Source organism: Lysinibacillus sp. NPDC056185 (assembly GCF_047737915.1).
Lineage (GTDB): Bacteria > Bacillota > Bacilli > Bacillales_A > Planococcaceae > Lysinibacillus.
This window is the reverse complement of the sequence record NZ_JBLLLQ010000027.1, coordinates 37,345-48,087: the sequence shown is the minus strand read 5'-3', so window position 1 is coordinate 48,087 and position 10,743 is coordinate 37,345. Positions and strand designations below refer to the sequence as shown.

At 33.9% G+C, this 10,743-nt stretch carries 17 protein-coding genes; all 17 read right to left on the bottom strand.

Annotated features, from left to right (window positions below; all coding sequences use genetic code 11):
• Positions 1-214: 214 nt before the first annotated feature.
• The gene (locus tag ACMZ42_RS21175) at positions 215-655 is read right to left on the bottom strand and encodes a hypothetical protein (protein ID WP_375199412.1); all 441 of its coding nucleotides are present in this window, start codon (positions 653-655) and stop codon (positions 215-217) included.
• A 55-nt stretch (positions 656-710) separates the two neighbouring features.
• Complete coding sequence (locus ACMZ42_RS21170; RefSeq protein ID WP_415732701.1) at positions 711-1,058, bottom strand: DUF4329 domain-containing protein; 348 nt, start codon at positions 1,056-1,058, stop codon at positions 711-713.
• Between the two features lie 82 nt (positions 1,059-1,140).
• The gene (locus ACMZ42_RS21165) at positions 1,141-1,299 is read right to left on the bottom strand and encodes an RHS repeat-associated core domain-containing protein (protein WP_415732724.1); all 159 of its coding nucleotides are present in this window, start codon (positions 1,297-1,299) and stop codon (positions 1,141-1,143) included.
• A gap of 107 nt (positions 1,300-1,406) precedes the next feature.
• Positions 1,407-1,901 (bottom strand): CPCC family cysteine-rich protein, encoded by a 495-nt coding sequence (locus ACMZ42_RS21160; RefSeq protein WP_415732700.1) that lies wholly within the window; start codon positions 1,899-1,901, stop codon positions 1,407-1,409.
• 449 nt (positions 1,902-2,350) lie between these two features.
• A complete protein-coding gene (locus ACMZ42_RS21155) occupies positions 2,351-2,593 on the bottom strand; it encodes a hypothetical protein (protein WP_415732699.1) in 243 nt (80 codons plus the stop codon).
• A 426-nt stretch (positions 2,594-3,019) separates the two neighbouring features.
• Entirely contained in the window at positions 3,020-3,571 is a 552-nt protein-coding gene (locus ACMZ42_RS21150) for a hypothetical protein (RefSeq protein WP_415732698.1), read from the bottom strand.
• Between the two features lie 299 nt (positions 3,572-3,870).
• Entirely contained in the window at positions 3,871-4,287 is a 417-nt protein-coding gene (locus ACMZ42_RS21145) for a hypothetical protein (RefSeq protein ID WP_415732697.1), read from the bottom strand.
• 5 nt (positions 4,288-4,292) lie between these two features.
• The gene (locus ACMZ42_RS21140; protein WP_415732696.1) at positions 4,293-4,586 is read right to left on the bottom strand and encodes a hypothetical protein; all 294 of its coding nucleotides are present in this window, start codon (positions 4,584-4,586) and stop codon (positions 4,293-4,295) included.
• A gap of 55 nt (positions 4,587-4,641) precedes the next feature.
• The gene (locus ACMZ42_RS21135; protein WP_415732695.1) at positions 4,642-4,881 is read right to left on the bottom strand and encodes an RHS repeat-associated core domain-containing protein; all 240 of its coding nucleotides are present in this window, start codon (positions 4,879-4,881) and stop codon (positions 4,642-4,644) included.
• Positions 4,882-4,884: 3 nt separating this feature from the next.
• Entirely contained in the window at positions 4,885-5,673 is a 789-nt protein-coding gene (locus ACMZ42_RS21130) for a hypothetical protein (RefSeq protein WP_415732694.1), read from the bottom strand.
• 970 nt (positions 5,674-6,643) lie between these two features.
• Positions 6,644-7,180: a hypothetical protein gene (locus ACMZ42_RS21125; RefSeq protein ID WP_415732693.1), complete on the bottom strand. Its 537-nt coding sequence runs from the start codon at positions 7,178-7,180 to the stop codon at positions 6,644-6,646.
• Positions 7,181-7,192: 12 nt separating this feature from the next.
• Complete coding sequence (locus ACMZ42_RS21120; RefSeq protein WP_415732692.1) at positions 7,193-7,555, bottom strand: hypothetical protein; 363 nt, start codon at positions 7,553-7,555, stop codon at positions 7,193-7,195.
• A gap of 210 nt (positions 7,556-7,765) precedes the next feature.
• On the bottom strand, positions 7,766-7,882 hold the full coding sequence (locus tag ACMZ42_RS21115; protein ID WP_415732691.1) for a hypothetical protein: 117 nt from the start codon (positions 7,880-7,882) through the stop codon (positions 7,766-7,768).
• A 2-nt stretch (positions 7,883-7,884) separates the two neighbouring features.
• Positions 7,885-8,346 (bottom strand): hypothetical protein, encoded by a 462-nt coding sequence (locus ACMZ42_RS21110; RefSeq protein ID WP_415732690.1) that lies wholly within the window; start codon positions 8,344-8,346, stop codon positions 7,885-7,887.
• 514 nt (positions 8,347-8,860) lie between these two features.
• Positions 8,861-9,424, bottom strand: coding sequence for a hypothetical protein (locus ACMZ42_RS21105; protein ID WP_415732689.1), 564 nt, complete (start codon positions 9,422-9,424; stop codon positions 8,861-8,863).
• A 24-nt stretch (positions 9,425-9,448) separates the two neighbouring features.
• The gene (locus ACMZ42_RS21100) at positions 9,449-9,673 is read right to left on the bottom strand and encodes a nucleic acid/nucleotide deaminase domain-containing protein (protein ID WP_415732688.1); all 225 of its coding nucleotides are present in this window, start codon (positions 9,671-9,673) and stop codon (positions 9,449-9,451) included.
• A complete protein-coding gene (locus ACMZ42_RS21095) occupies positions 9,663-10,691 on the bottom strand; it encodes an RHS repeat domain-containing protein (protein WP_415732687.1) in 1,029 nt (342 codons plus the stop codon). Before ACMZ42_RS21095 ends, ACMZ42_RS21100 begins: the two co-directional genes overlap by 11 nt.
• Positions 10,692-10,743: the final 52 nt, after the last annotated feature.

Below are 10,743 nucleotides of genomic sequence, written 5' to 3'. Positions count from 1 at the left end.
AAAAATACACCTCTCCAACAATCACATCCTGTTGATACTTTACTAAACTTGAAAGATTAATATTTACAATAACCCCCATCTAATACACCTCAGTGGAAATTTTTTTAATATTATCAATAACATTTTAGACTTCTATTTTCATACGGGCTTAGACTTTTATTTTTCTAAACTAATATCCACTTTTTTAGGATTGATCCGATCTCAAAATGGCGAATCAAACAGTGATATAATGCGATAACTCTTCGGTTTGTTTGGAAATCCAGTTTCTTTTCTCTAATTCGATTAACAATTCTTTTGTAGCATCTTTTAAAGACTTTTCAAATTCTAACAAGTCGCATTCACATTCACATACTATTTTTGTTTTATCATATATTTCTTGCAAGAATTGGAATTTTAACAAACCATTTATATTTATTACATTTGCACTAAATGGTCCATTAAAAAATTTTAATTGAAAAGCAGTCTCATCTGAACTATTTTTCATTTTTTCAAGAGCCTCATTCCAATTAGTTAAGACCCAAACAATAAAATCTGACCATTTTTCTTTTTTTATTTTCGGAAAAACTGTATCTTTGAAAGAAAAATACACCTCTCCACCAATCAAGTCCTGGTACTTTACCAAACTAGATGTGTTAATATTTACATTAATCATCATATTAAATACCTTTCTATAGATACCTACAGTGTATTATAGGTTTACAATAATCCAATCAACCTAGGCAAGTAGTCTTACCGTCTTTATATTTTTTAAAGCCTTCACTAGGTGTACCCAAATATGAAGTGAAATCACTATCTATATGCTGGGTTGCCGAATTATGAAAGTCTATATCTGCAGGTGAAAAATTATTGTTGTCATAACCAAACGTTTCTGCACCGTGTGTGTGATAACCTCCAACTATAGTAGCACCTTCTGGCACTCTGTTTAGGGCAGTACTTGGTCTAAAACTCACCTTTTTACCTTTTTTAGGTTTTGTAGAGTAATATAATCCGTCTTTTTGGTATACAAAACCCCCATATTCTGTGTCTTGTTTCATTGATCTAGGATTAATATATTCCAAAACCGCTATGCTGCCTCATCTTTTGTAGAATAGCCTTTTTTAGAGGCACCATAAGAGCTTTTCCTTAAACTAAGTGGGTCTATTAAAATATTTGGATTGCCAACATACCCATACCCAAACCTATCTGGTCTTGTTGAGTATACATGCCAATGGATGGGTCGTAATATCTGAAACGATTATAATATAAGCCAGTTTCAATATCATAGTATTGTCCTTGGAAGCGAAAAGGTAAAAAGTCTATTCCAAATTTTTCTTTACACTATATTCTTGAAGGCTAATCTCTTCTTCGGGTTTCTCGCTTTTGACGATTGAAATTCGAGCGTTCTCTATATTACAAATACAATTGATTTAGTCACCTTTTTTATATGGGATATTTTCTGGTTCAAGAAGCATTCGGTGCTTATCTCTATAGTCTTTAATTGAAGAATGATTTACAGAACTAATACGGTCTATATCATTTTCCAATCCGCCATCATCCTCCCACATACAGACGCGGCACACTTCATATTCGCCTCGAGTTGAAAGAGTAAGATACCCACAGCATGGACATTTATATAAAACTTCCTCATCTCCAATTATATTTACATCGTCTTTAAAACAATCTTCAAGAAATTTTTTTAAAAAGTTATTTGATATTCCAACAAGAATGATAGTAGTAAAATGGTCAACTAAAAAGTTTTGAACATTGGGAGAGTAAACACTATCATATTCTTTTGTTTCACCTTCCTCATCCAAATAATCGGAACAAAGGATATTATCGATTTCGTTTTTGGATAAAGAAGAGATTTTGTATATCGCGTAACTTGTTAACGCATGTTCCCTACTAAATATTAACATTTGCATTTAACCTCAAACTTTGATAGTTTTGTTTTTTCTAGCGCGTAATTAACTGCATCTGTAAAAGGATCCTCTACAACGAATTCAGGAAGTGCTATATAAAACGAAAGAATCTTTCCATCTTTAGCATGTCCCTCAAGTACTCGATTAGTAGCTGGATCAACTTTAAGTTGGTTTCCAATTTTAGCTTGTTTTATACCCGGAGATTCATCTGCTAAAAACCTAGATTGGACCAAACTAGGTTACTGAATTCATCGTAACCATAGGTAACTTTTACGCCCGTCAACTCATTTACCATGCTTCGTAAGCGATGATTGACGTCCCAATTATACACTCGTCTTCGTGTATCACGGCCCTGACTACTTATTCGATGGTGTGTTGGTCTACCAGTTACGTCATACCGCCATTTGCTGATGGCATCTCCTGGTAAAACTCTTTCAATCCCTTGACCAAGTTCATTGTACTGCAGGATGCTGTTCAATGGGCTTGTTCTGAGCGAGAAGCTGGGTTTGTAACACATTGGCCATTTCATTACGAGTAATATCGATTTTTGCACCTAAGTTACTCGTAATTTGTGAACGGTTGCCTAATTCATCATAGCTACTCGCAATCCAATGGTCATTTTGCCATTCCTTGATTACTTGTCCAGATGGGTCTCGCTCTAGCTTTACAGTAGTTTTAAGAATGAGCTTAAACAAGAAAAACATATATAAAAAAGGTTTATGCTCCTCTTTACATATGTTTTTTGGAATTTAATATCACTTTATCATCAAGTAACCAATTTAGAATTCGTTAATGTAAGACCCTGATACTATCTCAAACCATTTTCACAGCATAGTTAAAACTATCTTTATTTATGAGAATCTTTGATTATCGGAACAACTTGTACAGCTATCGTGGAATATAGTTTTTCACTATAGCTAAGTACCTCTTCAGGCCAATAAAATTTTTGAAGACTTTTGTTAAATCTAACATCTTGAGCATCTATAACTTCTATGCCAATATTTAGCTGAAGGTATTAGCCCACCATTAATTACTCCTAGACTAGATTATCACTTTCTAGTTTAACCGAATAATTCTCTGAATACTCATGTAGAATAATATTTCCATGAGACGTAGAAATATTACTTTTCGTTAAGTTCATCTAACCTATTCGCATGTTTAATTGTACCTAATAAACCCAGATTTGTGATTTCTGTCAAATCAAAACCTTTTAGCAATCGTATATTAGAAGGCCTTTCCCCAATTATTTTATTTTCAATTGATGATTTTCCGACGAACAAATCCCATGGATAAACACCGAAATAAATCTCCAAAATGCCCCAAAAACCACTTTCAGTATTATTAATCCATCCCCATGTACCAGTAATGCTTTTTTCTAAGTCAAAATTTTTATAACATACATGTTTACTTCCAATCAAAGTCCAGTCTTTTTTAGGATTAACATCAAATGTACCGACAATTATTGGCTTTTCAAGATTATAGGTATCTAGATTAAATTGCACACTCTGTAAACTCGCTTCAATTACATCAAATAATCCAATTCCAATCGCATAGTACCCATCAGTTTCAGGCAAACAACATATCTGTGCAATCGTCCATTTGTCAATATGAGCAATTTTCACTGCAAATACTTGACCTACTTCAAGTTTATTTTTTTTTGTAATTTTTATCATGTGTTACATTTTACTCCTCGTAGTATTTACAAAAATTTCACAAGTACAACCTTAAAAATATGTGTTTTAGAACACATTTAAAGAGTTCAGGATTTTTTGTTGTGAAGGAATAGCGATACCCCTCATTCAGTTGTAATATCTTTTTCGCTCTTCAAATAAAAAAGCTCTTTCATTTTATCTTTTCATACATCCACCAGCAGATTAAGATATCAATCCATAAATTTGTATCAACCACAAATCCATAGAGTCTTATTCCACCAGCAAACCCAATCGGATCTATTTTTTCATCTCTTTTATGCTCACGATGTACCTCGTCCATCGATAAACTTTAGTAATACTATTTTATTAGTAATAGCATTAATAACGTAAATTATTACCGTATTCCTCCAATTCAGTAAAGAGTTCATCAGCATTAGCTTTAATGCCTTCTCTATATTTAGATGATATTTTTTTTCACACCTATTAAACCATTCGTTAAATGTTTCTTTCCATTCCTTTGTCTGAAATTTTTTAATTAATACATTTGCATTACCGGGAAACCTTCTAGCAAGCATTAATAAAATTTCGATATGTGCTAACATTACTTGATAGGATTTATCGGAAGTCTTTAACCATTCATTACTTTTATTTATTTCGTCAATTGCTAGATTAATGTATAGAGCATTTTCAAACTCCGCTGCTTCATTTTCTACAGGATTCACTCCGTAAATTCTCATTTTTATCATCTCCTAGTGCATTTAACTTTTTTTGGTTCATCAAACATTTTATCCTCTAAATCTTTCAATGGATCAGATGAAATCCATCTTTCTTTAACTCTTCCTCTGTTTTTATTTAATAACCCAGATTTTTTAAGCCGCTCTTCGATAGAGTCATTAGGCGAATATTTCCCCCTACTAGCTGCCAATCTTTTTCTAATTAGATCACCTTCAATTGACCTTGCTTGGTCATGCGTAAGGTTTTCTGCCAATATTTCCATATTAGCAAAAATCTTACCGTAGCCCTTATGTTCTGTCATCCTGATCAAGGCATCTCTTTTAGTTATTCCGTAATAGATAACTTCTTTTTGCTTATTAAAACTGGTATACTATTTCACCACTTAATCCGAATAAATCAACCCAACTATTTGTGTCATTTACGTATCCATACAAGTTCGGATTATTTCCCGCCAGCCCAATCGGATCTCGTTGAGTATACATCCCCTCACTTGGAGAGTAGTAACGGAATCGGTTATAGTACAATCCTATTTCTACATCTTCATACTGCCCCTGATACCTAAACGGAATGAAATCCTGCTCACCAGTGAACTCCATCACTCATCCATAAATATCAAGCTCAGCCGACCAAATCTTGTTACCCACTTCATCATAGGCTTCGACAGGCGTCCCTAGATAATCACTAATAATGCTATAGTTACCTTCATTTGTGATCTTAGCTGAAGGTACGTACCCATCATTAAATACCCATGTGACTAAATTATCATTTTCTAGTTCAGCTGAAACATCCTCTGAAAGATACTCATGTAGAATAGTATTCCCATCCCAGACGAAACATGTTGTTTTTTCGTCAGAACTCTTCTCTATTCGTCTACCTAGCGAATCAGACTTGAATGTAATTTCTGTCTTGTCTGGGCGCACGACTTTCGACATCATGCCATTGCCGTTATATTCGTACTCCCACGTATCACCATTTTTCTCAACCTTCTGAACAAGATTTCCTTCATCATCATACGAGAATGTTGCTTCTTTCGTTTCAAGCAATCTGCTGCCGGCACCATAAACACGATCTGTCTTTTCTTTCGTTTCATACAAATTCCCAACATCATCGACACTGCGGTGTAAGAAGTCAAATTGACCGCCTTGATTGGACCAAACGAGGTTACTAAATTCATCGTAATCATAGGCAACTTTTACACCCGTTAATTCGTTTACCATGCTTCGTAATCGATGATTGACGTCCCAATTATACACTCGTCTTCGTGTATCACGGTTTTGACTACTTATTCTATGATGTGCTGGTCTACCATCTGCATAATATTGCCATTTGCTTATGACTTCCCCTGGTAAGATTCTCTCAATCTCTTGACCGAGTTCATTGCACTGCATTGATGCTATAAAAAAGAGTAGCAGTAAAATCCATTTTCCGAAGGATTTATGCTACTCCTTTGACGGTGGTTTAAACTTCCATAAGTATAACCACCAAGTATTTGTTACTTATCTAAGAAAATGCTTGGTCATCAAATAAAAGGGTGGCATTACTTTTACTACAACATCCTAATAAAATAATAATTTTGGTTCTAAAATTTAGGATAAATTTTCCGATATTCTTCATTTACTTTCGTTTTTGACCAAATACCATACTTCCATCTAATATCATAATTAAGAGAATGTTGCCTCACTCGTTTCAAGCAATCTACTTCCGGCGCCATAGACACGTTCTGTCTTTTCTTTTTTCTTTCATACAAATTCCTAACATCATCGACATTGCGGTGTAAGAAGTCAAATTGACCGCCTTGATTGGACCACATACTGAATTCATCGTAACCATAGGTAACTTTTTCACCTGTTAACTCGTTTACTATGCTTCGTAAGCGATGATTGGCGTCCCAATTATATACTCTTCTTCGTGTATCACGGTTTTGACTATTTATTCGATGGTGTGTCGGTCTACCTTTTATATCATATTGCCATGCTAATGACTTCTCCTGGTAATACTCTCTCTAATTCTTGACCAAGTTAATTTTAATGCATGACAGTGAACAAAAAACACATGTAAAAAGGTCTCCGCTTTTTTCTGTGTGTGTATAGCCTTCTTCTCTTTTCGGTTTTTTATTTTCGATAAGTGGCTATAAATGCTTTTGTATCAAGGCTTCCTGCAGTTTTAGTTTTTTGTGTAATAAAATACAGATGGTGGTGGTCACTAAATACACGAGATAAAAACAATTCCTTTTCTAACAAGAAAAAGTAGCATAACTCCTTTAAAATCAAGATTTATGCTACTCTTTTGATATAAAAGGAAATACTGTCTCTGTACAAGCGCTGTTTCGTTTCTAACGAACATTTTAAAAACTAGTGCCTACAGTCCATTAATTTCTGAAAATTTTTTTATGTATAAGCTAGAATATTCTTTTGATGTTTTTATAACAAGTGATGAATCATGTCCTACAAAAACATAGTAATTTCTTTCACCTTGTGAATTAATCTCTTCATAGAGACCTCGTATATTATGAAAAATTGGAGCAAAGTTACTATATTTTTTAATAATCTCCTCCTCACTCGAATAAAAAACATAATCAAAAGATGTAAAATTGAAGTAAACCAAAGCAGATCCTGCATGATTAAAAATAGAATCTAGCAACTGAATGTCACCTTCCAATCCTTGCTTGTCCAGTTGCGAAAATATTGAGTTATAAACACTGTCGTGATCTGTTATTTTCGTGTCAAATTCAAATCCGTACTTCTTTAAAAGTGAATTAATTTCGATTCTTTCCTCCTCAATACCTAAATATACAGCAAAGTTTACTTCCAATCCTTTTTCAGTTAACTTAAAATAAGGATCACCACAACTATCAAATCTCCATTTAAAATCAACTTTTTTTATCGAATTACTCATAAATAAATTCCCCTAACCTTTTCCCTCACATGGCAATTTTATTACGTTTTTAACAGTAAGGTTGTTTTGACCTGGTGTTACAGGAACTGCATTTCCAGGCATGTTATAAGTGACTCCTTTATGCCTTATTGGTTTTTGATTTAATCGATCTAAAACTTCTGCGGTAGGTTGGATTTCATTTAATACTGTTGGTTTCATATCTGCAAGTGCCAATGTAGCAAGTGTTCGATTGCTCTCTGCTACTTTTAATCCTGTTTTCGGATCAACAAAATAAGTTACAGGGAGCTGATCTGGGTGCAGATTTTTCTTAATTAGATCGTCTGCTACATCATAAATACTTCTCCCTCTTATATAATCAGGAGCATCAGAATTCATTCTAAAGGTGTCATTAATTCTTCGTTGACCAAATAAAACTTGCAATCCGTATGGATCAATAAAAGTATTTGGATCACTTACATATCCATATAATGTCGGATTATTTCCAGCTAATCCAATCGGATCAGGCTAAGTATACATTCCTTCACTTGGAGAGTAGTATCGGAATCTGTTGTAGTATAATCCGATCTCCATATCCTCATACTGACCCTAATACCTAAACGGAATGAAATCCTGTTCACCCGTGAACTCCATCATTCGTCCATAAATATCTTGTTCAGCTGACCAAATCTTATTACCTTCTTCATCATAGGCTTCTACAGGCATCCCTAGAAGTCACTAATAATACTATAATTACCTTCACTAGTGATTTTAGCTGAAGGGATGAACCCATCATTAAACACCCATGTGACTAAATTATCTGGTATTTCGAAGTTATTAAGTGAAGAATACTCATCTAAGTTTTCAAATATATCTGAATTATCCTGTGATAAATACTCATGTAAGATAGTATTCCCATCCCATACAAATTTCATTGTATTTTCATCAGAAACCTTCTCTATTCGTCTACCTAGCGAGTTATACTTTAAAGTAACTTCTGTGTTGTCTGGCTTAATGATCTTCGACATCATGCTATGGCCATAGTACTCGTACTTCCACGTATCACCGTTCTGCTCAACCTTCTGAATTAGATTACCCTCTTCATCATAAGAGAATGTTGCCCCTCTTGTTTCAAGTAATCTACTTCCAGCACAATATACACGATCAGTCTTTTCTTTCGTTTCATACAAATTCCCGACATCATCGACACTGCGGTGTAAGAAGTCAAATTGACCACCTTGATTGGATCAAACGAGGCTACTGAATTCATCATAACCATAGGTAACTTTTACACCGGTTAACTCGTTCACCATACTTCGTAGTCGATGATTGACGTCCCAATTATACATGCGTCTTCGTGTATCACGGTTTTGACTACTTATTCGATGGTGATTATGAAAGAACAAAAGGGAAATAAAATCCTTTTAAATGGATTTATTGCCCTTTTAAACTTTTAAATTAACCTCCAAATCATTTTAAATCGGTATAGCAAAAGTAGAGGCCCATAGAATTTTTCTTATCTGTGATAATTCTAATCGTTTTAACTTTCAGTATATGTGTTATGAGTTTTTAAAATATTATCATATTTTATTTTTAAGATTTAATCGTTTATTTCTTTTCAAATCTCATTAGTTAATATCAAAAAAGTATAGCAGCCTATTGCAAGGTTCACTGTATAAATAGATTGGTTGGCTGTCTATTATTTTACTTTTCTTTCGAATCCTCAATTTCTTTAAGGTTCTCATAAAATTTTATTCTTTCATCACCCAAAGGGAAAAAACCATCAGATAATTCATAAACCCTTTCAGACCAAAAGTTTTCCTCGTTAAAAAGTGCCTGTTTATCAATATCGCTAAAGAATTTTTCTAATGTTTCAATAAAGCTATCAAAAAAATTGTCACTTATCTCATTATTTATTATTTTATAAACCATACATATAAAGAGGTTATTAAAACATATAAATTGATTGATGTTAGTATTACAAAACCTTACTTTTAATTTTCCATTATCTTCAATCAAATGTCCTATCGTCCCATTATTTTCATCTAATACAAAATACCCTCCAAGATCGTGACCAAAAATAACAACAGATTTGTCATTGATGTTGAATGAATAGAGATCATTTGAATAAAAAGTAAGTGCATTATTATAATACGGTAATAATAAATTTAACTTATTACACAAATCTGTGAGAAGTGAAGATGCCTTTATTTCAGTTTCAGCTACTTTTACAAATTGTACTTTAATTTCATTTATAATTGGTTCCATATATTCCTCCTTAATTTAAGTTTACTATTTTTTACAACGTATATTGATAGCATTTTGTAAAGCTTTTTTACCCGCAGGAGTATATGAAAAACCATAAGTAACATGAGGTGAATATTTACGGACAAGCGGCTCACACATTTTGCAAGGGCGTCTTTCAGAATATATTTCTAAAATATTTATACTTGGATTATTTGCATATTTTGCAATGATTTTTTCTTCAGAGTGCATCAATCCAGGATCATTCTTCAATAAGTTCATTTCCATTTTTCTGATATTTTATAGCCGCATAGTTAGTTCCTGATGTTTTGAAATTATTATCTGCAATTCTTTGATTAATTACATGCTCACTCAATCCGGCTCCATAACCAATTTGATCTGCATAATCCTTAGGACTTAATCCAAAGATATCCACCCAGTTATTCAAGTCACGTACATATCCATAAAGCGTAGGATTCTTACCAGCCAACCCAATTGGATCAATCTGAGTATACATACCCTCAACTGGTGAGTAGTAACGGAATCGATTATAATACAATCCTATTTCTATATCTTCATACTGCCCTTGGTAACGGAATGGAATAAAGTCTTTCTCACCTGTAAATTCATTCACTCTACCGTAGATATCAAGTTCAGCAGACCAAACCGAATTACCTTCTTCATCATAGGCTTCTACAGGCGTTCCTAGATAGTCACAAATAATACTGTAGTTACCATCATTCGTGATTTTAGCTGAAGGTACAAACCCATCATTAAACACCCATGTGACTAGATTATCAGGTATTTCAGACTTTTTCTGTGAAGAATATTCCTCTAGATCTTCAAATTTATCTGAATCATTCTGCGAGAAATACTCATGCAGAATAATATTCCCATCCCATACAAATTTCATTATCTTTTCGTCGGAACTCTTCTCTATTCGTCTACCTAGCGAGTCATACTTGAAAGTAACTTCTGTGTTGTTAGGCTTGATGACCTTCGACATCATGCCATTACCATAGTACTCGTACTTCCAAGTATCACCATTCTTCTCAACTTTCTCAATCAGATTACCTTCATCATCATAAGAGAAGGTTGCCTCTTTCGTTTCAAGTAATCTGCTTCCGGTACCATAAACACGATCTGTCTTTTCTTTCGTTTCATACAAATTCCCGACATCATCGACACTACGGTGTAAGAAGTCAAATTGACCGCCTTGATTGGACCAGACTAGGTTACTGAATTCATCGTAACCATAGGTAACTTTTACACCGGTTAACTCGTTTACCATGCTTCGTAATCGATGATTGACGTCCCAATTATACGCTCGTCTTCGTGTATCA

Bases quoted from the DNA above. Each gene is read 5' to 3' on its own strand.
- ACMZ42_RS21105 (WP_415732689.1), bottom strand. From the start codon at position 9,424: ATGGAACCAATTATAAATGAAATTAAAGTACAATTTGTAAAAGTAGCT.
- ACMZ42_RS21095 (WP_415732687.1), bottom strand. From the start codon at position 10,691: ATGGTAAACGAGTTAACCGGTGTAAAAGTTACCTATGGTTACGATGAA.
- ACMZ42_RS21150 (WP_415732698.1), bottom strand. From the start codon at position 3,571: ATGATAAAAATTACAAAAAAAAATAAACTTGAAGTAGGTCAAGTATTT.
- ACMZ42_RS21125 (WP_415732693.1), bottom strand. From the start codon at position 7,180: ATGAGTAATTCGATAAAAAAAGTTGATTTTAAATGGAGATTTGATAGT.
- ACMZ42_RS21160 (WP_415732700.1), bottom strand. From the start codon at position 1,901: ATGCAAATGTTAATATTTAGTAGGGAACATGCGTTAACAAGTTACGCG.
- ACMZ42_RS21115 (WP_415732691.1), bottom strand. From the start codon at position 7,882: ATGCCTGTAGAAGCCTATGATGAAGAAGGTAATAAGATTTGGTCAGCT.
- ACMZ42_RS21135 (WP_415732695.1), bottom strand. From the start codon at position 4,881: ATGGAGTTCACTGGTGAGCAGGATTTCATTCCGTTTAGGTATCAGGGG.
- ACMZ42_RS21140 (WP_415732696.1), bottom strand. From the start codon at position 4,586: ATGACAGAACATAAGGGCTACGGTAAGATTTTTGCTAATATGGAAATA.
- ACMZ42_RS21120 (WP_415732692.1), bottom strand. From the start codon at position 7,555: ATGAATTCTGATGCTCCTGATTATATAAGAGGGAGAAGTATTTATGAT.
- ACMZ42_RS21175 (WP_375199412.1), bottom strand. From the start codon at position 655: ATGATGATTAATGTAAATATTAACACATCTAGTTTGGTAAAGTACCAG.
- ACMZ42_RS21145 (WP_415732697.1), bottom strand. From the start codon at position 4,287: ATGAGAATTTACGGAGTGAATCCTGTAGAAAATGAAGCAGCGGAGTTT.
- ACMZ42_RS21130 (WP_415732694.1), bottom strand. From the start codon at position 5,673: ATGCAGTGCAATGAACTCGGTCAAGAGATTGAGAGAATCTTACCAGGG.